The sequence below is a fragment of the Hydrocarboniphaga daqingensis genome (assembly GCF_900129825.1).
Classification (GTDB): Bacteria; Pseudomonadota; Gammaproteobacteria; order Nevskiales; family Nevskiaceae; genus Hydrocarboniphaga; species Hydrocarboniphaga daqingensis.
In genome coordinates this window covers 542,272-565,645 of the sequence record NZ_FQWZ01000001.1, presented here as the reverse complement: position 1 = coordinate 565,645, position 23,374 = coordinate 542,272, and the positions used below count along the sequence as shown (strand labels likewise).

Below are 23,374 nucleotides of genomic sequence, written 5' to 3'. Positions count from 1 at the left end.
GCGGGACTGCCGGGCGCGCCGGTCAGGAGGCGAGTATACCGGGGCGTTGCATGTCGACGTGCCAGATGCCGTCTTCGAGATACGGCGCGCTGTGCGTGACAAAGCCGAGCGACGCGTAGAACGCTTCCAGGTGCTGCTGGCCCGACAGCGACACCGGCTGGCCGGCATAACCTGCGCCGCACCAGGACAGGGCCTGCTGCATCAGGCGGCGACCGGTGCCGTTGCCACGCGCCTCCACAGCGACGACGACGCGGCCGATCGCCGGCCCGGGTGCCGGCGGCGAGGGGCTGTGCGGGCGCTGCACGCCGGGCGGCACGATGCGCAGATAAGCCCGGACGATGTTGTCGGCGTCAATGCCGAGCAAGTGCTCGCATTGCGGGTCGATGCCGTCCATGTCGGAGAACACGCAGTTCTGCTCGACAACGAAGATGTCGCTGCGCAGCTTCAGGAACGCGTACAGCTCGTCGGGGCGCAAGTCCGCCCAGCGGCGCCAGTGATAGCTCAGATTCATCGGATGCTCTTGTCCGCTGCGCGCCGCGGTGCTCAGCGCTGAAAGTCGTAGATGCTGCCCAAGCCGAGAATCTGCGTCAGCCGGTCCAGCGCGGTGCGCGTCTCGTCGAGCAGTTGCGGGTCGGCGAGGTCGGCCAGCACCAGCCGGTCGCGATAATGCTGTCGTACCCACGCCACCAGCGCATCGTAACGCTCGGGTGTCAGCCAGCTGCCGGCATTGACCGCATCGCGCTCGTCGGCGGTCAACACCACGCGCAGCCGCAGGCACGCCGGTCCACCGCCGTTGCGCATCGACTGGCGCAGATCGAACACCCGAACCTGCGTGATCGGGTTGGTCGGGTCGGCGACGATGCGCTCGATCTCGTCCCAGACGCGCGGATGCTCTTGGCATTCGCTGGCGACGATCATCTGCATGCCGCCGCCCGGCGGACAGATCAGCTGGCTGTTGAACAAGTACGAACTGACCGCTTCGGCAACGCTGACGCGTGCGCGCGGCACTTCGATGAACACCGGCGCGCGGCTGCCGCGCCATTGGCTGCCGATCCACTGACGCAGCGCGGCCGCGTCGACGAACGCGTCCTCGTGATACAGCAGCACCTCGCGATTGCCGACTGCGATCACGTCGTTGTGGAACACGCCGGCATCGACCACGGCCGGGTTTTGCAGCTGCAGCCGCGTGTGTGCCGGCGACAGTTGATGCAGCCGCGCCAGTGCCTCGCAGGCGGCGCGCGTTTGCCGCGCCGGAAAGCGGATCGGCGCCGGCTCGTCATCATTACCGCGGCCGTAGACGAACAACTGCAAACCGGGCTCGCCATACTCGCCGCACAGCCGGGTGTGATTGGCCGCGCCTTCGTCGCCCATCGCCGGCGTCGCCGGCAAGGCTTCGTGATGAACGAAGTGCGCCGAACTGGCGAACGTAGCGGCCAGCACCCGCGCGCTGGTCTGGGGTTCTAGCGACCGATGCAGGTTGCTGCACAGATTGGCCGGCGTGAAATGCACGAGGCCGTCGGCGGTATCGGCGCTGGGTGCCACGGTGCCGGCATTGGCCGTCCACATCGACGAGGCCGAGCTGACCGCGGCCAGCAAACCAGGGGCCTCGGCTCGGACCTTGGCCAGCACGTCGCGGTCGCGGCCGGAATAGCCAAGCCGCCGCAGCGCGGCCAGATTGGGACGCTCCTGCGGCGGCAGAATGCCCTGCCGCAAGCCGAGCGCCTGCAGGGCCTGCGCCTTGTGCAAGCCCTGCAATGCGGCGCCGCGCGGGTCCGAGGCTTGATCGGCGTTGCGCGCCGACGCCAGATTGCCGGCCGCAAGGCCAGCATAGTTATGGGTGGGCCCGACCAGGCCGTCGAAGTTGTATTCGTGGGTGTCGTGCATCGTCGGCGTGGTCTGGCGTTGGCGCGGGTACGGCTTAGTGTGCCGCCCCCGGCGGCGCAGTGCATGAGGGTTCGCCGACGCACCGGGTGATTCAAGGGTCCTGGCGGACCCGGACGAATCGAGCGAAACGCGGCAGCCCTGACCGCGTCAGACCGTTGTAGGCATAAGTGATCGTGCTGCCGATCGGCGGCGGGTTGCGCCGCTGCGCATCGGACAGGCCACTGCCGATCGCGAACTCGGCGCCGTCGTCGCGACGCACGCGCAGCGCGCCGACCATGCCTTGGTACTTGCCGCGTCCGGCTTGATGCGCGATCACGACCGCCTCGGCATCGTCGGCCGGTTTGAGCTTGAGCAGATCGCGATTGCGGCCGGCGGTGTACGGCGCGTCGCGACGGCGCAGCATCAGGCCCTCACCGCCATCGGCAACGACGCGGGCCAGCAGCGAGGCCAGCGCCGGTGCATCGGCCAGAGCGCGTTGCTCAACGACCTCGAACCAGCGGCAGCCAGCAGCGGCCTTCAGCTCCAACAGCCGCTGATGCCGCTGTTCGAAGCGACCCGGCGCGAGCGGCAGGTCGAACACGCGGTAGTGAATCTGTCGCCAATCCGCGTCGTCGGGGACGCTGCGCCGGACAATGCCGGACAGGTTTTCGAAGTCGCCGCGACGGGTCCACAGCTCGCCGTCGAGCCTCGCATCGCGCGGCAAGCAGGCGGTGAACCACGCGGGCGCCGACAGGCGATGGCCGCTGCGGCTCAGCAGCTGCTGACCGTCCCACCAGGCGCGGACACCGTCGTACTTCTCGCTGACCCAGTAAGCCGGGATGTCGAGCGGCTCGCCCAGGTGATGAGTCTCGGCCAGTTGCATCGGCGGCGGCGTCTGCGAGCGGGCGACCGCCGTCAGCAGCAGGCCGAAGATCAGCGCGTTAGCGCGCCATAGCGCGGAGGCAGGTTGGGACATGGCCGGGTCCGGTCGAAGGGCCCTGCCAGTGAACGCTGCCGCCCGGCTTGCGTCTGCGCGCTGCATCGCGCTTGCAATGACGGGTCGATGCCGGGCGATGGCCCGCCGGTTCTCTGGAGCAGGTCGGTGCGGACGAGCCGTGCTCGTCCGCCAATGCCGCTACAGCTCGATACCCGGTGTCAGCTGCGCCGGTAGTTCGCTGCGCTCGCTGGCCATCATCGCCACCGGGTAGGCGCAGTAGTCGGCGGCGTAGTACGCGCTGGGCCGATGGTTGCCCGACTGCCCGACACCGCCGAACGGCGCCGCGCCCGAGGCGCCGGTGGTCTGTCGATTCCAGTTGATGATGCCGGCGCGGATCGTCGCGGCAAACTGCGCCCACTGATCGGCCGAATCACTGAGCAGCGCCGCCGACAGCCCGTAGCGCGTGCGGTTGGCCAGCCGCAGCGCTTGATCGAATGTGTCGTAGCGCACCAGCTGCAACAGCGGGCCGAAGTATTCCTCGTCGGGCAGATGCTCGATGGCGGTGACATCCAGCAGCGCGGGCGTCAGATAGGCAGCGCCCCATGGCAGACGCTTCATCGCCGCCAGCGGTTCGGCGCCCAGTGCGATCAGCTGGGTTTGGGCGGCCAGCATCTGGTCGGCGGCGCGGACCGAGATCAACGGGCCCATGAACGGCTGCGGATCGGCATCGGGAGCGCCGACCTTGATGCGGCCGATCGCTGCGAGCAGCGCGTCGACCAGCGCGTCGCCAGCGTGGCCGCGCGGCACGTACAAGCGTCGCGCGCAGGTACAGCGCTGGCCCGACGACAGATAAGCCGACTGAATGATGTCGTAGACCGCTGGCGCGACGCGCTCGATGTCGCCGACCACCAGCGGGTTGTTGCCGCCCATCTCCAGCGCCAGGATCTTGCCGGGATGCGCAGCGAACTGTTGCTGCAGCAGCAGGCCGGTACGCGAGCTGCCGGTGAAGAACAGGCCGTCGAGATCGGCATGCTGGGCCAGCGCTTCGCCGGTGGCACGCTCGCCTTGCAGCAGTTGCAGCACGCCGGGCGGTATGCCGGCCGCCTCCCACAACATCACGGTTTCTTCGGCAACGCGCGGCGTCAGCTCGCTGGGCTTGAAGATCACGCAGTTGCCGGCCAGCAGCGCCGGTACGATGTGGCCGTTGGGTAGATGGCCGGGGAAGTTGTACGGGCCGAACACCGCGACCACGCCGTGCGGACGATGACGCAGCATCTGGCGCACGCCGCCGGATTCGGTGTCCCGCTCGCCGGTGCGTTCGCGGTTGGCGCGCACCGACAGCTCGATCTTGCCGATCATCGTCGCGACTTCGGTGCGCGTCTCCCACAGCGGCTTGCCGGTCTCCTGGCTGATGATTTTGGCCAGCGGTTCTTGATGCGCGCTCAACTGTTCGGCAAAGCGTCGCGTGACCGCTTCACGCTCGGCGAACGGCAGCGCCGCCCAGGCCGGCAGTGCGGCGCGTGCCGCGTCGACCGCACGCTGCACGTCGCTGCTGCTGGCCGCGTTGCCTTCCCACACCGCGTCGGCTGTCGCCGGGTCGAGGCTGACGAACTCGGCGCCGCTGCCCATCTGGCGCGCGCCATTGATGTACAGCCAGCCGCTGCTCACAGCGCCACCACGCGCAGCGCGTCGCCAGAACTCACGCGCAGCGCCTCGGCCAATTCGGCGCTGATCACCAGATGGTCGGCATCAGCCGATGGCGATGCCAGCGGCGTGAGCGTGCAGCGGAAGTCCTGCAGCTGCGTATTGGCCACCAGATGCGTCGGCCCCGACGCTGGTGCGCCGACGATGATGCGGCAGGGCAGCACTTGCGATTTGCGGATCGTGCGGATGTCCATCAGCGGCGCCTCGACGGTGGGTCCGCCGTCGAAGATATCGATGTAGCCCTGATAGCGAAACCCTTCCTGTTCGAGCAAGTGCAGCGCGGGTGCAGTTTGCGGATGCACGCGCCCCATGACTTCCTGCGCTTCCTTGGGCAGTAGCACCGAGTAGATCGGATGCGGCGGCATCAGCTCGGCGATCACTGCCTTGTTGCCCATGCCGACGATGTGCTCGGCTTCGCTGTAGTCGATGCTGAAGAAGTGCCGGCCCAAGCCTTCCCAAAACGGCGAGCGTCCCGCGTCGTCCGACACGCCGCGCATTTCGGCGATCACCTTGTCGGCAAAACGCTCCGGGAAATTGCCCATGAACAGGAAGCGACACTTCGACAGCAGGCGTCCCGCGCCGCCAGCGCGGAAGCCGGGTTGCAGATACAGCGAGCACAGCACCGAGGTCGCCGTGTAGTCGTTCGACAGATGCAGCGTCGGTATCCGGTTGTAGACCTTCAGCTCGCGGTTGGCGTGCACGGTGACGCCGACGTGATAGTTGTAGAACGGCTCGTCGAGTCCGCAGGCCGCTTCGATCGCGCAGCAGCCGCCGACCTGGCCGGTGCGGCTGTCTTCGAGCACGAACAGATAGCGCTCATGGCCGGGCGCGACCACGCTGTGCGCGAAGCTGTGCAGCGACAGCTCGATCTTCTGCCGCAGAAAGTCCGGGTACGGCGGCAGCGAGGTAAAGCCGGCACCGGCGGACTGCGCCATCGTCAGCAGTGCATCAAGGTCGTCGATACGGATCGGGCGGATCACGTTCATGGGGTCGTTCCGTTGGATCGCGGGGCGGGGTTCAGGCGGACCACGTCAGTTCGCCATCGGCCAAGCGCAGCAGCAGCAGCGCCGACAGTTGTGCGCGCTCGACCAGGCTCGATACGCGCATCCACTCGCGGTCGGAATGGATCTCGCCGCCGACGACACCGAGGTTGTCGATATTCGGCAATCCGCAGGCGGCCAGGTTGTTGCCGTCGCAGCAGCCGCCCGTCGGCTTGAATTGCAGATCGAGCCCGAGCTGTCGACCGCAGTCATCGATCATCGCGGCCAGTCGCTGATGGGCATCGTCGAACACTTTCGGTGGGCGCGTGAAGCCGCCTCGGATTTCGAGCGTATAACCGTCGCGCCCGTCGATGTCCTGCTGCATGGTCGCCAGCTGCTGCATCAGCCACGCTTCATCGTCCGGCTGCGTCGTCCGCACGTTGAACTTGAACACGCAACGCTCGGGCACGATGTTCAACGCGCCGCCGCCGTGGACGTACGCAGGGTTGACGGTCAGGCCGTCGCGCTGGCCGTTGAGCGCGTACAGCCGTGCGATCAGTTCGCTGGCGGCGACGACGGCATTGCGGCCGTCGCCCGGGTTGCGACCCGCGTGCGCGGCGCGGCCGTGGACGATCAGGTCGAAGTTGCCGCTGCCTTTGCGCGACGAGGCGAGGTTGCCATCGGCATAGGCCGGCTCATAGATCAGGCCCAGATGGTGTTGCGTGGCCGCGCGCGCCAGCAGCGGCGCCGAGCCGCGGCTGCCGATTTCCTCGTCAGGATTCAGCAGCACGGTCCAGCCGATTCGATCGCGATGCGGCGAGCGCTCCAGCGCCGCCAGCGCCAGCGACATCACCAGCAATCCGCCTTTGAGGTCGGCAACGCCCGGTCCATTGAGCCGGTCCTCGTCGAGCGCACGCACCTGCTGGAACGGGCTGTCGATGCCGTAGACGGTGTCCATGTGGCCGCACAGCAGCACTTGCAGCGGCGCGTCGGGTCGTTGGCGCCAGCGCACGGCGGGTCCGATGCGCCGCTCGCGCAGGCTGCCGTCGTCGGCGGTGGAGGTGTAAGCCGCCAGCTCGATGCGCTCGCCCGGCCCCGCCAGTGGCGCAAAGTGCGGCTCCAGCGCGTCAGCGACCGCGGCCACGCCATCGGCATTGAAACTGCCGGAGTTGATCTGAGCCAGATGCAGCAGGGCAGCGCGCGATGCACCCTGTTGCTCGGCTATCCACTGCAGCTCGGGACGGGGGTCCGCCATGGCAGCCACTTCTTGCGAAGAGAGATGGGCCGGTATCGTAGTGCGCGGCCGCTGGGGCCGCTTGGGTAGTTTCACTGCGGCCCACACGGCATGACCGATGCTAGGCTGTAAGACGGACCACGAGGGGGCGGCATGAAGGCTTCGACATCACGATGGCATCAGGGCCTTCTGAGCCTGTTGCTGCTCGCTTGCGCCTGGCAGGCACGGGCTCAAACGCCAGCCGACGGTGCCTTGCAGCAGATTCGCGCGCGGGGTGAGCTGCGCGTCGGGCTCGAAGCGGGCTACATGCCGTTCGAGATGCGGGACAAGCGCGGCGGCATCATCGGCTTCGACGTCGACATGGCCAAGCTGATGGCGCGCAAGCTCGGCGTCAAGCTGACGATCGTCAACACGCAATGGGACGGCATCATCCCGGCGCTGCTGACCGCCAAGTTCGACGTGCTGATGTCGGGCATGACGATCACCGAGGAGCGCGCGCAGCAGGTCGACTTCGCTGACCCGTACATCGTGATCGGGCAGAGCGTGATCATGCAGGCGAAGCTGGCGGATACGGTCAAGAGCGTCGATGACCTGAATGATCCGCGCTACGTGATCGCCACCAAGCTTGGCACCACCGGCGATCTTGCTGCCGCCGAGTATCTGCCCAAGGCGCAGTTGATGAAGTTCGAAACCGAGGCCGAAGCGCTGCTGCAGGTGCGTGGCGGTCGCGCTGCCGCGTTCGTGTACGACCTGCCGTACAACGCGGTCTACGTGGCGCGCAATCCGGGCCAACTGGTGCTGCTGCCCAAGCCGTTCACGCGCGAGGAACTGGGCTGGGCGATCCGCAAGAACGACCCGGAATGGCGCGCCTGGCTCAACGAGTTCCTGGCCGGCGTGCGTCAGGACAAGGCCTACGACGCGCTGTACGGCAAGTGGTTCGAGCGCACCGCCTGGCTCAAGCTGGTCAATTGAGGGCAGACGATGAAGCAGGATCGATCCCGCGGCTTTTGGTACGGCGTCTATGCGCTGGTGCTGGTCGGCTTGGTGGCCGGCATCTGGGGCATGTCGGTGCGTGTCCATTACGACTGGAACTGGCGCGACGTGCCGCAGTATCTGGTCAGCACCAGTGGTCAGGAGTTGCTGGCGCCGTTTGATGCCTATGTCACGATCACGCCCGACGGCAAAACGCTGTCGCTGACCGAGTACGGCGGCGAGCGCAGCGCCTCGTACACCGACTTCGAGCAGGCCTACGCCGAGAGCGGCGACCTCGTTTTTCGTGATGACCTGCTCGCGTATCAAGCGGGTTTGCGTCCGGGCATTCTGCTGATCGGCTTGTGGATGACGCTGAAGCTGTCGGCGGTGTCGTTGGTGTTCGCGCTGTTGTTCGGTCTGGTCGCCGGTCTCGGCCGCGTGGCCGACAACCCGGCGGCGCGTCAGCTGTCGAGCAACTATGTCGAACTGATCCGCGGCACGCCGCTGCTGGTGCAGATTTTCATCGTCTACTTCTTCATCGGCACCGTGCTGCAGTTGTCGGCGTTCACGGCTGGCGTGGTGGCACTGGCAGTCTTTACCGGTGCCTACATCGCCGAGATTATCCGCAGCGGCATCGAGTCGGTACCGCGTGGGCAGATGGAAGCCTCACGCAGCTTGGGCATGAGCTATGCCCAGGCAATGCGCTACGTGGTGTTGCCGCAGGCCCTGAAGAAAACCTTGCCCTCGCTGGCCGGGCAGTTCATTAACTTGATCAAGGACTCGTCGCTGGTATCCGTGATGGCGCTGACCGACCTGACCAAGGCCGGCCGCGAAATCATCAGCTCCAACTTCCGGCCGTTCGAAGTCTGGTTCACGGTCGCACTGATGTATCTGGCGCTGACCGGCACGCTGTCCTATTTGGTTCGTCGTCTGGAGAAGAGGCTGGCGCATGAATGACAAGGCCTTGATCCGCGCCACTGCGGTGACCAAGTGCTACCCGAATGGCACGCAGGCGCTCAAAGGCGTCGATCTGCAAGTCAGCCGGGGTGAAGTGGTCTGCATCATCGGCCCCAGCGGCTCGGGTAAGTCGACGCTGCTGCGCACGCTCAACGCGATGGAATCGATCACCAGCGGTGAGGTGATGGTCGACGGCGTATCGGTCCATGCACGCAGTACCGACTTGAATCGCTTGCGCACGCAGGTCGGCATGGTGTTCCAGCAGTTCAATCTGTTTCCGCATATGACCGCGCTCGAAAACGTGATGCTGGCGCCGATGCGGGTGTCGAAGCGTCCGCTGGACGAGGCGCGCAGCCGTGCCGAGAAGTTGCTGCAGAAAGTCGGCCTCGCCGACAAGGCGCACGTGCATCCTGGCCAGCTGTCCGGCGGCCAGCAGCAGCGCGTTGCCATCGCACGCGCATTGGCGATGCAGCCGACGATCATGCTGTTCGACGAGCCCACCAGCGCGCTCGATCCTGAAATGGTCGGCGAAGTGCTCGAGGTGATGAAGGATCTGGCGCGCGAAGGCATGACGATGTGCGTCGTCACGCACGAGATGGGCTTTGCCCGCGCGGTTGCCCATCGCGTGATCTTCATGGACGGCGGCCAGATCCAGCATGAAGCGCCGCCACAGCCGTTCTTCGATGCGCCGAGCCATGACCGGCTTCGCGCATTCCTCGGTCAAGTTCTGAAGTAGCGCCTCGCGGCGCAGCGCGCCGCGCCCGGTCAGCCGTCGAAGCGCACCGGCTGGATACCGCGCTTGCGTCGCCTGACGACAACGGTATTGGCGATCTTGTCGTGCCAGCCTTGCTTGCGTGCGTCCCAGCCGACCCACATCAAGCCGAGAAAGCCGACGAAGATCGACGGGTAATAGCCGATGTAGCGCAGCAGCAGCTGGCCGACCGTGGGTTTGCCGCCGGTGCGGGCATCGACGATCTGCGCGCCGAACAGCATCTTGCCCGGCGTTGCCTGGCGCGCGATCCAGAACCACAGCACGGCCATGATCGGCAGCAGATAGCTGATCAGCAGATCGGCCGGTCCCTTGTAGAACGAGGTGTTGCTCCAGTACGTGTCGCCGTAAGCCCAATGGATCAACGGCGTGGTCAGCGCGATCACCAATGCGGTGTCGATCAGCGATGCGCCGACGCGAACCCAGAAGCCGACGTATTCCAGCGTGCCGTCATCGGTGGCGCGGCTTGATGCGATGTCAAAGTCCGGGGCGCTCATGTCGTCCCCAGATGCTGGGTGCGGGTCCGGAACAGCTCGGGCATCCATTCGCGCACCGCGGCACTGGCACCGGCTTTGTAGGTCATGCGCATGTAGGACGCTGTTCGCGCCGCGGCGCCATCGAGTCCGAACTGAACATTGGCGAATGTGCAGCTGCTGAACTGAGGCAGCTCGCCTCCGGAGTAGATCAGCGTGCAGCCGTCGAATTCGCAGCCGTCAAAGTGCGTGCCATCGAGCTTCACCTGGCCTCCCTTGAAGCTGCGCGCTGCGATTTTGCTCATCTGGATTCCATGGCAAGCGGTGCCTGCCGCCGAGCGTATCATCCGCGCGGCCGCCAGCCCGGGTCGAACCGGTAGCACGGGCCGCAGGCGCCGCTCGTCCGCATCGTGATCCATCGCCGGGCTGCATCCGCGAGGCTAGCCCCATGCAACATCGACGGCGCTCCTGCATGACGTGTATGGCGTCCCCGGCGGGATTTGAACCTGCGACCTCACGCTTAGGAGGCGTGCGCTCTATCCAGCTGAGCTACGGAGACGTCTCGCCAGTTTAAGCGAGCGCGACGTCCCGACCCAAGCGGCGGTCGGTCTGCGATGTCCTTGCTGTGTTGTTGCGATGACCGGGCGCGCGATAGAGTCGCAGCGCCCTTTGGAGTGCTTGCCACCATGATGGGGATGAAGATGCGTCGAGCCGTTGGATTCGGGTTGTGGTGTTCGGCGCTGCTGCTGACCGCCTGTGGTGGCGGCGACGCCGGCTTCGTCGGTGACAACAGCGGCGGCGGCAGCGGCGGTGGTTCAGGCGGCGGTAGCGGGACCAACACGCCGGTTTATCGGCTGGGCGTGCTCCAGGGCACGAGCTTTTCGTCGGGCGCCATCGCGGTGGCGCAATCGCCGCTACCGGCAGGCGGCAGCTCGGGCTTGCGGGTCGACATCGTCGATATCGCCAACGCCAATGCGCTGGTCACCGAATCGGTCGCGGTGACGTTTTCGTCGCAGTGCCTGAGTCAGTCCAGTTCCAGCATCACGCCCAACCCCGCCAGCTCGATCAACGGCTCGGCATCCGCCACGTATTCGGCGCGCGGCTGTGCGCAGAACGATGTGATCACGGCCACCGCCGTCGTCGGTGGCTCGACCGTGACGGCCAGCGGTTCGATCACCGTCGAGGCCGCACCGCCGAGCGCCGTGCAGTTCGTATCGGCGGCACCCAACAGCATCCGGATCAAGGGCACCGGCAATCCTCAGACCTCGGTGGTCAAGTTTTCGGTGACCAACAATGCCGGCGGCCCGGTGCCGGGGCAGCGGGTCGCGTTTTCGCTGGACACCACAGCGGGCGGCATCACATTGACTCCGGCCTCGGGCACGACCGATTCGTCCGGCGTCGTACAGACGACGGTCAATGCCGGCACCGTCGCCACCAGCGTGCGGATCACGGCCGTGGTCGTCGACGACAGCGGCAATGCGGTGGCGGCGATTCCGCCGGCTCAGTCCGATTCGCTGGTGATTTCGACCGGTCTGGCCGACCAGGACAGCTTCTCGATCAGCATCGGCTGCTTCAATATCGAAGGCGGCGATTACGACGGCACCAAAACCAGCGTCAACATTCTGGCCGCCGACCGTTTCAACAACCCGGTGCCGGACGGTACCGCGATCAGCTTCCGGGCCGAAGGTGGCCAAGTCCAGCCGCAGTGCCTGACCATCGCCGGCGGCTGCACAGTCGACTTCACGTCGGCGAGCCCGCGCACCAGCGACCATCGCGTAACGATTCTGGCCACCGCGGTGGGTGAGGAAAGTTTTACCGACACCAACGGCAACGGTCGCTACAACAGCGGCGAAACCTTTGGCGATCTCGGTGAGGCGTTTCTCGACAAGAATGAGAATGGCACGCGCGATGCCAACGAAGAATTCGTCGACTTCAATAACAGCGGCGGCTTCGATGCGGCCAGCGGCAACTTCACCGGCGTGCTGTGCGACAGCGGCTGCGATGCGGCCAGCTCCCTATCGGTGCGCGCTTCGGCGCCGATCATCATGTCGGGTTCGACGGCGGACATTACGATTGCGCCGACCACGATCGACTTGAGCAATGGTGCCAAGTTCGTGCAGGTCGTCGTCGGCGACAGTGCCGGACAACCGATGCCGGGACAGACCACGATCGAGGCGACGACCTCGTTCGGCAGCATCGTCGGCGATAGCAGCTATACGCAGGCCTGCAGCGCGTTCAACGGCCCGTTCGCGTACGGCTTCGTCGTCAAGCCGCCAGACGATCAAGACAAGTCCACCAGCGGCGTGTTCACGGTCAAGGTGACGACGCCGCGCGGCGTCGTGACGTCGGCCTCCGCATCGGTGGTGTTCAGCACGACGGTCAGCGCACCGCCCGCCGGTGGGCCCCTGACGTCGATCAATTTCCTCGGGGCGTCCAGCGCCAATCTCAGCATCAAGGGCACTGGCGTGGGCCAGCCCGAGACCGCGACGCTGAGCTTCAAAGTGCTCGACAACCAGGGCACGGCGCTGCCGAATCAGACGGTCAGCTTCTCGCTCGATACGACGGTCGGCGGCATCAAGCTCGATCGTACGACGGCCGTGTCTGACAGCAATGGCAATGTGCAGGTCGCGGTGTCGTCGGGCACCGTGCAAACCACGGTGCGGGTCACCGCGACCGCTGTCAGTGGCGCGACCACGGTGATCGCGCGCAGCGACGCGCTGGTGATTTCCACCGGCATCGCCGACCAGGACAGCTTCTCGCTGTCGGCGACCAAGTTGAACATCGAAGGTAACGATCGCGACGGCATCGAGTCGACGATCACCGCACGCCTGGCGGACCGCTTCAACAATCCCGTGCCGGATGGCACCGCGGTCAGCTTCACCAGCGAAGGCGGAGCGATCGAGCCGAGTTGCATCACGGTCGGTGGTGCCTGTTCGGTGATCTTCAGCAGCCAGAGTCCTCGCGTTGGGGATCACCGCTACACGATCCTGGCGACGGCGATCGGTGAAGAGAGCTTTACCGACCTCAATGGCAACGGTCAGTACGATGCCGGCGAACCGTTCGGCGACATCGCCGAGCCGTTTCTCGACAACGACGAAAACGGCACCCGCAATCCGTTGGCCGAGCCCTTCGTCGATTTCAACGGCAACGGCAGTTTCGATGCCGCCGGCGGTACGTTTACCGGGCCTTTATGCAATAGCGGCTGCGATACGGCCAAGACGCTGTTCGTGACCGACAGCATCGTCATTGTCGCGTCGAGTTCGTCGGCCGTGATCACCGGGCCAACCAGCATCACGATGGCAGCCACGACCGCGCGCTCGTTCACGATCCGGGTGCAGGACAGTGCAGGGCAGAACATGGCCGGCGACACGACGATTACCGCCACCAGCTCCTATGGCACGATCGAAGCGCCTGCCGAGTTCACGCAGGTCGATACCAATGCCAATTCGGCCGGAACGGCTTATGGCTTCACGTTGACCGGTACCGGCATTCCCGGCAATGGCGTCGTCACGATTACCGTTACATCGCCGCTGGGTGTCAGCACGCTGTACACGTTCCCGGTCACCGCGAACTGATGTGACGCCTGCTGCCGCTGCGATCGTGATCGCGTAGCGGCAGCAGGGGACTTCCTTCAGGCCCCAGCCCAGACCGCATGAAATAATCGCTGCCTCTGAATCGGGAGTATCGCGATGCTGATCGGCACACCGAAGGAAATCAAAGTCCACGAATATCGCGTGGGCCTGACGCCGGCCGGCGTCAAAGAGCTTCGAGCGCACGGCCATCAGGTGCTGATTCAGTCCAGCGCCGGTATCGGTATCGGCCTCAGCGACGAGGCCTATCGCAGTGCCGGTGCCGAGATCGTCGACACCGCGCAAGAAGTATTCGCGCGTGCCGAAATGATCATCAAGGTCAAAGAGCCGCAGCCGATCGAATGCCGGATGCTCCGCCCCGGACAAGTGTTGTTTACTTATCTGCATCTGGCGCCTGATCCCGAGCAGACGCACGCGCTGATCGACAGCGGCTGTGTCGCGATTGCCTATGAAACCGTGACGGATGCGCGTGGCGGGCTGCCGCTGCTGGCCCCGATGAGTGAAGTCGCCGGGCGCATGTCGATACAGGCCGGAGCCCATGCGATGGAAAAGGCGCAGGGCGGCAACGGTGTATTGCTCGGTGGCGTGCCCGGTGTGGCGCCGGCCGATGTGCTGGTGATCGGTGGCGGCGTCGTCGGCTACAACGCGGCGCGGATCGCCGTGGGCATGGGCGCGCATGTGACGATCCTGGATCGCTCGCTGCCGCGCCTGAACTATCTCGACTCGTTGTTCGACGGCCGCTTGAATACGATCTATTCGACCGTCGATGCACTGGAGCACTACACCGCGCATGCCGATCTGGTGATCGGTGCGGTGCTGGTGCCGGGTGCAGCGGCGCCGAAGCTGGTCACGCGCCGCCATCTGCGTGCGATGAAGCCCGGCGCAGTCGTCGTCGATGTCGCGATCGATCAAGGCGGTTGCTTCGAGACGTCGCGGCCGACGACGCATCAGAATCCGACGTATGTCGAAGAGGGCGTCGTGCATTACTGCGTCGCCAATATGCCGGGCGGCGTCGCCCGCACGTCGACGTTCGCGCTGACCAATGCAACGATGCCGTTCGCGGTGGCGCTGGCCGACAAGGGCTATCGCAAGGCGCTGCTCGACGACCCGCATCTGCTGGCAGGACTTAATGTCCATGCCGGTCGTCTGACCTATCAAGCCGTCGCCGAGGCGCTGGCTCTGCCGTATCAGCCGGCGCTCGAGGCGCTCGGCCGCGCCTGATTGGCGCTGCTTGATACTTCGGCGCGCATCCGCTGCGCGCACCGCGATCCCCCGGTTTCCAATGCCGACCGATGCCGACCCGGCAGCGGTCGGCATCGGCTGTGTTGTCGGGCTAGCGTCCGGTTGCGGACCGGGCCGGATAGCGCCGACGCAGTGCCAGCGCGCCGATCAGCACCAGCAAGCTGCCTGAGCCGAACGCGCCACCTCCGCCACTCCCGCTATTGCCATCGTCCTGATTCGACGGTGCGGGGCTGACAAGCACGGTCGTCGACGAGGTGGTCGACAAGCCGTCACTGTCGGTGACGGTCAGTTCGAACACATAGGTGCCGGCACTGCTGGGCGTGAAGCTCGCCGACGCCGTGTCGGCATCGCGCAGTGCAACGGTCGGCCCGGATACCTGGCGCCAGCTGTAGCCGGCGATGCTACCGTCCACGTCGCTGGCCGTGCCCACCAGCGCCACGCTGTTGCCGGCCGTTGCCGGCAAGGTATCGGGCGTATCGACCACCGGCGGTGCGATCACGGTAACGATGACCGTATCCGATGCGCTGAGGCCTTCGGCATTGGTCACCGTCAGTAGCATCGAAACGATGCCGGGCTTGTCGGACGTCATGCTGATCTGGGCGGTGTCCGTGGCGCTGAGGCTGGCCGTTGGGCCTGCGGTCTGCGTCCACTGATAGCCGCTGATCGCGCTACTGCCGCCGATCGAGGTCGATGCGTCCAACGTCAGCGTCTGACCGATGACCAGCCGCGCATCGCTGCCGGCAGCCGCCGTCGGTGCGACCAGCGGCGCGAGCACGCTGATCGTCACCGTATCGCGGGCGACGTTGCCGCTGGCGTCGGTCACCGTCAGCGCGAACTGATATTCCCCGCCGCTGACCGCATCGAACTGCGCGCGCGGTGTGGCGGCATCACGCAGCGTCACGGCAGTGCCCGCCGTCTGGCTCCAGAGGTAACGCAGCAGATCGCCATCGGCGTCACTGGAGCGGCTGCCGTCCAGCGTGACCGGCGTCGGTGCGCGCAGGCTCTGATCGGCGCCGGCGTCCGCCATCGGCAGCGTCAGCACGCTCACGGTCACCGAACTGCTGGCCGTGCGGCCGTCGTTGTCGGTCACCGTCAGCGCAAAGCCGAAGCTCCCCGGCAGCGATGCCGTGAAGCTGGGCGTCGCCGTGGCGGCATTGCTCAAGGTCACTGCGGTGCCGGCGATCTGCGTCCAGCTGTAGCGCTGGATCGTGCCGTCGGGATCGCGGGACGCACTGCCGTCGAGCAGCACCTGCGCCCCTAGATAGACCGACTGATTGCTGCCGGCATTGGCGACCGGGGGCGCTTGTACCGTGACCGTCACCGAATCCTGGCTGCTGTAGCCGTCGTTGTCGGTTACCGTCAGCGTGAACGCATAGACGCCGGCTTGGTTGGGCGTGAACTGTGCGCGGACGTTGTTGGCGCCCGACAGCACCGCCGTCGGGCCGGCCGACTGCGTCCACTGGTACTGGCTGATGCTGCCATCGGGGTCTGACGAGCCGGAGCCATCGAGCGTGACCAACGAGCCGGCGGCAACCGTGGCATCGCTACCCGCATCGGCGACCGGCGCGGCGACGACGGTGATCGTCAGCGTGTCGCTTGCCGAGTTGCCATCGTTGTCGGTGACCATCAGGGTGAACCCATAGGTGCCCGCCGCCGTCGGCTTGAATGTCGCCTTGGCGCTGCCGGCATTGGTGATGGCGACGCTCGGGCCGGCGGCCTGGGTCCAGGCGTAGCGGGTGATGCTGCCGTCGGCATCGCTGGAGCCGCTGCCGTCGAGCGTGACGGTCGCACCGGTCAGCACGGTCGCGTCGGCGCCGGCATTGGCGACCGGCTTGGCTTGCACGATGACCTGCACGCTATCGGTCGCCGTCAAGCCGCCGTTGTCGGTCACGGTCAGCGTAAAGCCGTAGACACCGGCCTGGCTGGGTGTGAACTGAGGCGCGGCGCTGGTGGCGCCGGACAACACGACGGTCGGCCCGGCGGTCTGGGTCCACTGGTACAGGCTGATGCTGCCGTCGGGGTCGGATGAACCGGCGCCGCTGAGCGCGACGGGCGCACCAGTGAAGCCACTGCTATCGGGGCCTGCATTGGCGATCGGAGCCTGGTTCGACGGCGTGATCGTCACCGTGACCGAATCGCGGCTTTGGCTGCTGCCGTCCGACACGGTCAACTGGAACACCAATTGGCGATTGGAGGTGACGACCGGTGCGTTGAAGCTTGGCGTCAGCGTCGTGGGATTGTTCAGCGTCACGGCGATGCCGGACACCTGCGTCCATTGATAGCGCAGGCTGCTGGTGCCGTCGGCGTCGCTGGCCTTGCCTTGCAGCGTGACGACCACGGGCCCGCTGCCGTCGGCGTAGAACGACGGCGCGCTGAAGTCGGCGCCGGCATCGGCGTACGGGGGCCGCGCCACGCAGACGCCATCTTCCGTCGCGACGCTGCTGAACGGCGGGACGGCGATCGAGTTGACGCCGGCGTTGTCCACCAACCAGCCGATGTTGCCGACGCCGGCATTGCTGAACTGATGGAAGCGCAACCGGATCGAACTGCCGGCAACCGAGGTGCCGAAGTCGAGCGTGGCGCGGGTCATTTGCCGGTTGCTGCCGACATAGCCAGCACGCGACGTCGACCCGGTGCTCAGCGTGCCGTTGTAGCCGCCGGCGGTGAACGTCGCCAGCGTGGTGACATCAACCCACGGTCGGCCATCGACGCTGATTTCGATCACGCCGCCGTCGGCGCCGGTGGGCGGCACGCTGCCGTTGCTGTCGGAGAACGCGTAGTAGTGATCGAACGACAGTGAGAAGTTGCCCAGTGCCGTCACGCTGATCGGCGGTGACGTCAGCAGGCTTTCCGACTGCAGATCGCTGCTCGGCGCCCACCACAGCGAGCCGGTGCCGAACGAACTGTTGAAGTCGGCGATGCGAATCGTCGGCGTGACGCCCGTCTGGCTGATGACCCAGTCGTTGGCGCTGGCCTGGATCTGCTCGATGTCGTCGCTCGCGCGATTGAACGACACCAAGTCGTAATTGACAGTCGCCGTGTAGTACGGCGCCAAGGTGTCGCCGGCTGGCGTGCTGCTGGGGAACTGGGCGACCACGGTCGGCCCGAGTTCAGGCAGTGCGACTTCGATCGGGAACGAGTACGGCGCAGCCGACCCGCTGCCGAGTTTGACGCGCAGCGATCCGACCACATTGCCGGCATTGTCGGGCAGCAGCGACAAGGCGTTGCCGTCGACGAAGCTCAGATGGCCGCTGCCGAGTTCGCTTACGGTGGCCACGGTGCCATCGACCAGCCCGCCACTGGTGCCGATCGGCATGCTGACGGTCAGCAAGGCCGACTCGCCGGCATCGAGCACGCTGTCGGTATCGCAGTAGCTGCCGTTGGCGTCCTGGATGCTCAGATCGAAGCGCGCCGTGGCGGTCAGCGGCGGCGCCGACTGGCTGACGAAGCTTTCGATGACGCCCGCGTTGCTGCGGCTGTTGCGCGGCGCCGACACGGCGTACAGGCCCATGCCGCGCCGCGCGAAGGCGGCGTTGAACAGGTCGAAGTCCTGCGCGTCGGTGGCGATGGCCGCTGCCAGGATCGCGTCGCGCGCTTCGGTGAATGTCGGCGACGTCGGCGTCAGTTTCAGACCGGCGATCAGATAGTCCTGCATCCGCGTGCGCGCTTGCGCAAACGTGTAGCGGCTGTCGTTGAGCAAGCTGGCGTAGGCGTCCCACAGCGCGGCAACCCAGATCTCGCCGGCGTTGTGTACTTCGGCATTGCTGGCGCCATCGCTGCCGAACGCCAGCGGAGCGGTCGTCGGCAGCGGGACGCCGTTTTCGATGTACTTGAACGTCAGCGGATTGACCGCGAACTGGGTCGAATACGGTGCGCGACGGATGCCGAAGTAGGCGTCGTTGAGCACGTAGTAACCCAGGCTGTAAGCGCCTTGATAGCGGTCGTTGCCGATAACAGCGCGATCTTCTTCGCGTACCGACAGCAGCAGCGCGGCGACATCGCTCCAGCCTTCGCCCATGCTGCCGCCTTGCGTGTTCGACAGGCCCGAGCCGTCGTTGACCAAGCGGTTGCTGACGTAGTGGAAGAACTCGTGCGCGATGATGCCGTTGTCGAGCGTGCCGTCGAGCGGCGTCGATGCATTGCGCAGCAGACGTGCAGTGACAGGGCCGCTGGCGAGCGCGTCACGCACGCGCAGCCCGTCATCAAACGTGGTCATCAGCGACGGGATCGTGATCGTCGTGTCGGCGGCACCGAAGGTAAACGGCGCTTCACCGGGAACGTTGTTGACCATGATCACGCCGGCAGCCCCGGCAGCTTGTGCGTTGCCGACCTTGACGGTGAAGTCGCAGTTGCCGCGATCGATCAGCGCGATCTTGCCGCTGAGCGCGACTGCATTGGTTGCGGCAGTGCAGGCGTCGGTGGTGGGCGCGGTGTCGTCCAGATAGGCGACCACGTCCTGCGTCAGATCGAAGCTCTTGGGGCCGAACGTCGCCGGTGCCGCGGCTAGATCGCCGATCGCGGGCGATACGATCGTCAGCGCGCCGCTGAAGATGCCGTCGAACAGATACATCTGCATTCGCGGCGACGAGCCGTCGGCCGGAGTCGACATGTTGGCGTTGTTGGTGCCGGAGTAATCCTGCCCTTGCGCCAGGATCGGATCACCGCCGATGCCGCCGCGGCCGTAGTTCTGGCTCTGGGCGTTGCCGGAGGCTTCGTCGAAGCCGGATGCATACCAGGCGTCGTGCAGCCAGTTGTTCAAGTAGAACAGGTTGACCGCTGCTGCAGCCCGCGCCGCAGGCGTCGTCGGGTCGGTATCGACCGCGACCGGATAATCGAATACGCGCGTGCCGGTGACGGTAGGCTGTAGATCGCCGCGTGCCGGCTGGAAACCGTCCGGCGACGACAGATCGAGATAGGCGTTGACGTTGTTGCCTGACGTGACGGTCGCGCCGGCTGCAAGCCAGGGATCGCCGCTGGCGATCAGCGGGCTGCTCTGCAGCGTCACCAGGTTGGACGTGGCCGGAACGCGGACATAAGTGGCTTTCGGGTCCAGCGACGGCACCGGCAGGTATTGATTGCCCAGCGGGTGGTCGAAGGGTTGGTTGATGTTGGCGCTGTCGGCCATCGCCTGGTAGCCGAACGATTCGTGCTGTTCCATGTTGCGGCGGAACAGCACCCGGCCGTCGACCGCCGACACCACGTAGGCGTACTGGTCGTCGCGATAACCGTCGACGGTGGCCGCTGACAGTTCCAAGTAGTAAGCGGTCTGCACCTGGTCGTCGATGACGAAGCGGACCGGCTTGGCGCGCACGTTGCCGACCAAGTGGTAATCGACGTTGGAGGCGGCGGGTGCGAAGTAGCGGTAGCTGCCGCTGCTGCCGACTTCGGTCAACTGGCTGCTGGCGATCGTGCCGCCCAGATCGGCAAAGGCCGTGCTGACGGCCTGCTGCGGTGTCACCGAGTAGGGGTCGGATGCGGCTTGATCCCGCGCCGCCTGCGACATCGGCAGGAAGTAGCCGGACGTGGCGATGACATTGAACCGGGCGTCCATCGCCACGGCCAGACGGCGGCCAAACACCTCGTCGCCGGCCACGGTCTGGACGAAACTGGCGATCAGCGGGCCGCGCCCGGTGTCATGAATCTGGGTCAGCCGCGCCTGACTGATGGTCGTGGCATCGATGCCGAGTGCAAAGGCCTCCTTTGCCAGCGCATCGCGCCCGGCGGCTTCGATCATGCTCGGGCGGTCGAGCATCATCGGCGCCGTGGCCACCAAGCCCTCACGCGCCCACAAGAAACTCGGCGTCTTCAGTCGCCGGTCGAATGACGAGCCGTTACTGCCGCGGCGTAGACGGTGGCTGTCGACGAGCTTTTGGCGTGCGCTCAGCGCAGGGTCCACCCCGGTCTGTGCGGAGGCAGGCTCGTCGGCCGGATAGGACAGGTCGAGATTCACCGGCCCTTGCAGGCCGGTAGGCACCTGAGCCGCATAAGCAGTGGCGCACGAAAAAAGACCGGCCGCAGCGGCCACGGCAATCCGACGATGCATACATCCTCCCTGGAACCCTAGTGCAGCCGCCATCCCCTGCGATGGCGTTGCGCCTACAACAGGCCGGAGAAGTGCAGCAACACTTAAGCCAAGTGAGGACGGCAGATGCCGCCGATGGTCACCATGACGATGTTTTGTTCACGATTGGTCGGCTTTGCCGGCCGCTGAATCAGTCGCGGAACCGGCGGACCAGATCGCCATAGGCGTCGATGCGCCGGTCGCGCAGGAACGGCCACCAGCGGCGCACGTTCTCGGAGCGCGCCAGGTCGACATCGACCACCAGCACTTCCTGCGAGTCGGTCCCCGCTTGGGCAAGGAACTCGCCCTGAGGCCCGACGGCGAAGCTCGAACCCCAAAACTGCGAGCCCGACAGCGAGCCGGTCGGATCGGGTTCGTGTCCGGTGCGATTGGCGACGATGACCGGCAGACCGTTGGCCACCGCATGCGAGCGCTGGATCGTGATCCAGGCCTCGCGCTGACGCGCTTGCTCGTCGGCGGGGTCGTCCGGATTCCAGCCGATCGCCGTCGGATAGAACAGCAGGTCGGCGCCCGCCAGGGCCATCAGCCGCGCGGCTTCCGGGTACCACTGGTCCCAGCAGACCAGCACGCCGAGCTTGCCCAGGCTGGTGCTGATCGGCTGAAAGCCGAGGTCGCCCGGCGTGAAGTAGAACTTCTCGTAGTAGCCCGGATCGTCAGGGATGTGCATCTTGCGGTACTTGCCCGCCAGGCTGCCGTCGCGCTCGAGCACCACGGCCGTGTTGTGGTACAGCCCCGGAGCGCGACGCTCGAACAAGGAGCCGACGATCACGATGTCCAGCTCGCGCGCTAGCGCGCCGAGAAACTCGGTCGACGGGCCGGGAATCGGCTCGGCCAGGTCGAACAGATCGGTCGACTCGTGCTGGCAGAAATACAGGCCGGTGTGCAGTTCCTGCAGCAGCACCAGCTGAGCGCCGCGCGCAGCGGCATCGCGGATGCCGGCGGTCGACACGGCGAGGTTATGGTCGCGGTCGGCGGTGCAGCTCTGCTGCACGATACCGACGCGCAAGGACTTGCTGCGGCTCATCGGGTTGTCTCCAGCGGTTTGTGTGCAGACGGCGCGCAGCGTCAGCTGCGCCCGGCCGGCGCGGCCGGTATCTGCATGGTGACGCAGTGCAGGCTGCCGTATTGCTGAATCAGCGCGCGGCAGTCGATGCCGATCACCTCACGGTCTTCGAACACATCGCGCAGACGGTCCAGCGCCGGCTCGTCATGGGCATCGCCGTAGGTCGGTACCAGCACCGCACCGTTGAGAATCAGGAAGTTGGCATAGCCGGCCGGCAGGCGGCGGCCGTCCTCGTCATGGATCGCACCGGGCAGCGGCAGCGGCACCAAGTCATATGGGCTGCCATCACGAGTACGGAACGCGGCCAGTTCGTCGGCCATCGCCTTGAGGTCGGCGTAATGAGGGTCGGACTGATCGTCGCAGGCTTGGTAGGCGATCGTGTGGGCGTCGCAGAAGCGCGCGATCGTGTCGATGTGGCCGTCGGTGTCGTCGCCGAGCAGATCGCCGTGGCGCAGCCATAGCACACGCTCGACGCCGAACTCGCGCTTGAGCACGGCCTCGATCTGGTCGCGGCTCAGCGCCGGGTTGCGCGTCGGCGCCAGCAAGCAGCGCTCGGTGGTCAGCAAAGTGCCGCAGCCGTCGACTTCGATGCCGCCGCCTTCCAGCACGAAGTCGAGCGTCGACACCGGCGCGGTCCATGCACCCAGATCGGCCAGCTTGCGCGTCAGTTGCGTATCGAGGGTGGCGTTGAACTTGCCGCCCCAGCCGTTGAACACGAAGTCCAGATGCAGCGGGCGACCGTCGCTGAGCACCGTGATCGGGCCGTGGTCACGCGCCCAGACGTCGTTGCTGTCGATGCGATAGATGCGCAGGCGCGCCGGATGCGCTCCAGCCTGGACCAGCCGGTTACGCAACTCGGCCGGGTCGAGCCCGTAATTGATGTGCACGTCCTGGAAGCGGGTGATCGCGACCGCTATGGCGACGAAGTTGTGCTCGACGGCGTCGAAGTGGCGTGCGAAATCGCCATCGGCACGCGGCCACGTCAGCATCACAGCGGATTGGGGTGCCCATTCGGGCGGCAGGTAGCGGCGTGTCATCGCAGGTCTAGTCCGGGGCCGGCGGCGGGGCCGAGACCTTACACTGTCATGCTGACGTTTGCGCGTCACCGGCGGCGGGGTGAAGCCCCAACGGCGCCGCCGTTCCCTGCCACTGAGCGACCGCGGTTAGCGGTCCAGCCCCTCGCGGTTGACGATCGGTGCCGGCGCATCGGGTCGCACCGCGGCCACCACGTGCTGGTTCTCGAAGAACACGGCGAACCCGTCGTAGTCCCAGCGCGTGATCGGCGGGTGCTGCGGTTGGTCACCGCCGACGGCAGCGTGGCGCCGCATCGGTGCACCGTACTGGCGCTCGACGGCGGCCATCGTCGCGCCGCGGCCGGGCAGGTCCACCGCCGAGCTGGCACCCGCATCGGGCAACGCCAAGGTTTCGGCATCGGCCGTCGTCAGGCAGGCGGCAAACAGCAGGGCGGCGAGCGGGACTTTCATGGCGGCAGCGTCGGCGGGCGGGCA

General features: G+C 66.3%; 17 protein-coding genes and 1 tRNA gene. 5 read left to right on the top strand and 13 right to left on the bottom strand.

Going from position 1 to position 23,374, the window contains the following annotated elements; translation table 11 throughout:
- Positions 1 to 22 precede the first annotated feature (22 nt).
- The 6 genes from BUB09_RS02520 to BUB09_RS02495 form a co-directional block, all read right to left on the bottom strand.
- Positions 23 to 511 carry a GNAT family N-acetyltransferase gene (locus BUB09_RS02520; RefSeq protein ID WP_072893616.1) on the bottom strand — a complete coding sequence of 163 codons (489 nt, stop codon included), beginning with the start codon at positions 509 to 511 and terminating at the stop codon, positions 23 to 25.
- Positions 512 to 543: 32 nt separating this feature from the next.
- Positions 544 to 1,884 (bottom strand): N-succinylarginine dihydrolase, encoded by a 1,341-nt coding sequence (astB, locus tag BUB09_RS02515; protein WP_072893614.1) that lies wholly within the window; start codon positions 1,882 to 1,884, stop codon positions 544 to 546.
- Between the two features lie 91 nt (positions 1,885 to 1,975).
- Positions 1,976 to 2,839 (bottom strand): DNA ligase, encoded by an 864-nt coding sequence (locus tag BUB09_RS02510; protein ID WP_072893611.1) that lies wholly within the window; start codon positions 2,837 to 2,839, stop codon positions 1,976 to 1,978.
- A gap of 159 nt (positions 2,840 to 2,998) precedes the next feature.
- On the bottom strand, positions 2,999 to 4,453 hold the full coding sequence (gene astD, locus BUB09_RS02505; RefSeq protein WP_072894064.1) for a succinylglutamate-semialdehyde dehydrogenase: 1,455 nt from the start codon (positions 4,451 to 4,453) through the stop codon (positions 2,999 to 3,001).
- 11 nt (positions 4,454 to 4,464) lie between these two features.
- Entirely contained in the window at positions 4,465 to 5,490 is a 1,026-nt protein-coding gene (astA, locus tag BUB09_RS02500; RefSeq protein ID WP_072893609.1) for an arginine N-succinyltransferase, read from the bottom strand.
- Between the two features lie 31 nt (positions 5,491 to 5,521).
- Entirely contained in the window at positions 5,522 to 6,739 is a 1,218-nt protein-coding gene (locus tag BUB09_RS02495; RefSeq protein WP_072893606.1) for a hydrolase, read from the bottom strand.
- Positions 6,740 to 6,871: 132 nt separating this feature from the next.
- Between BUB09_RS02495 and BUB09_RS02490 the strand changes: the two genes are divergently transcribed.
- The 3 genes from BUB09_RS02490 to BUB09_RS02480 are packed head-to-tail and all read left to right on the top strand — an operon-like array spanning position 6,872 to position 9,383.
- Positions 6,872 to 7,690: a transporter substrate-binding domain-containing protein gene (locus BUB09_RS02490; RefSeq protein ID WP_084083100.1), complete on the top strand. Its 819-nt coding sequence runs from the start codon at positions 6,872 to 6,874 to the stop codon at positions 7,688 to 7,690.
- 9 nt (positions 7,691 to 7,699) lie between these two features.
- The gene (locus BUB09_RS02485) at positions 7,700 to 8,647 is read left to right on the top strand and encodes an amino acid ABC transporter permease (protein ID WP_072893603.1); all 948 of its coding nucleotides are present in this window, start codon (positions 7,700 to 7,702) and stop codon (positions 8,645 to 8,647) included.
- On the top strand, positions 8,640 to 9,383 hold the full coding sequence (locus tag BUB09_RS02480; protein WP_139250073.1) for an amino acid ABC transporter ATP-binding protein: 744 nt from the start codon (positions 8,640 to 8,642) through the stop codon (positions 9,381 to 9,383). The genes BUB09_RS02485 and BUB09_RS02480 overlap by 8 nt, the downstream gene beginning before the upstream one ends.
- A 29-nt stretch (positions 9,384 to 9,412) precedes the next feature.
- Here BUB09_RS02480 and BUB09_RS02475 read toward each other — a convergent pair whose 3' ends face one another.
- From BUB09_RS02475 to BUB09_RS02465, 3 genes are all read right to left on the bottom strand, one after another.
- Entirely contained in the window at positions 9,413 to 9,913 is a 501-nt protein-coding gene (locus BUB09_RS02475) for an RDD family protein (protein WP_072893600.1), read from the bottom strand.
- Entirely contained in the window at positions 9,910 to 10,194 is a 285-nt protein-coding gene (locus BUB09_RS02470) for a hypothetical protein (protein ID WP_072893597.1), read from the bottom strand. Before BUB09_RS02470 ends, BUB09_RS02475 begins: the two co-directional genes overlap by 4 nt.
- 177 nt (positions 10,195 to 10,371) lie before the next feature.
- A tRNA-Arg gene (locus BUB09_RS02465) sits at positions 10,372 to 10,448 on the bottom strand.
- A 142-nt stretch (positions 10,449 to 10,590) separates the two neighbouring features.
- On the opposite strand from BUB09_RS02465, the gene BUB09_RS02460 reads away from it, so the two are divergent.
- On the top strand, positions 10,591 to 13,464 hold the full coding sequence (locus BUB09_RS02460) for a beta strand repeat-containing protein (protein WP_139250072.1): 2,874 nt from the start codon (positions 10,591 to 10,593) through the stop codon (positions 13,462 to 13,464).
- 114 nt (positions 13,465 to 13,578) lie between these two features.
- Positions 13,579 to 14,700 (top strand): alanine dehydrogenase, encoded by a 1,122-nt coding sequence (gene ald, locus BUB09_RS02455; protein ID WP_072893592.1) that lies wholly within the window; start codon positions 13,579 to 13,581, stop codon positions 14,698 to 14,700.
- Positions 14,701 to 14,812: 112 nt separating this feature from the next.
- On the opposite strand, the gene BUB09_RS02450 is transcribed toward ald, so the two are convergent.
- The 4 genes from BUB09_RS02450 to BUB09_RS02435 all read right to left on the bottom strand — a co-directional run bounded on the left by BUB09_RS02450 (position 14,813) and on the right by BUB09_RS02435 (position 23,350).
- A complete protein-coding gene (locus BUB09_RS02450) occupies positions 14,813 to 20,764 on the bottom strand; it encodes a myxosortase-dependent M36 family metallopeptidase (RefSeq protein ID WP_072893589.1) in 5,952 nt (1,983 codons plus the stop codon).
- 169 nt (positions 20,765 to 20,933) lie between these two features.
- Positions 20,934 to 21,827 carry a carbon-nitrogen hydrolase gene (locus tag BUB09_RS02445; RefSeq protein ID WP_072893586.1) on the bottom strand — a complete coding sequence of 298 codons (894 nt, stop codon included), beginning with the start codon at positions 21,825 to 21,827 and terminating at the stop codon, positions 20,934 to 20,936.
- 41 nt (positions 21,828 to 21,868) lie between these two features.
- Positions 21,869 to 22,903 carry an agmatine deiminase family protein gene (locus BUB09_RS02440; RefSeq protein WP_072893583.1) on the bottom strand — a complete coding sequence of 345 codons (1,035 nt, stop codon included), beginning with the start codon at positions 22,901 to 22,903 and terminating at the stop codon, positions 21,869 to 21,871.
- Positions 22,904 to 23,029: 126 nt separating this feature from the next.
- Complete coding sequence (locus tag BUB09_RS02435) at positions 23,030 to 23,350, bottom strand: hypothetical protein (protein ID WP_072893580.1); 321 nt, start codon at positions 23,348 to 23,350, stop codon at positions 23,030 to 23,032.
- Positions 23,351 to 23,374: the final 24 nt, after the last annotated feature.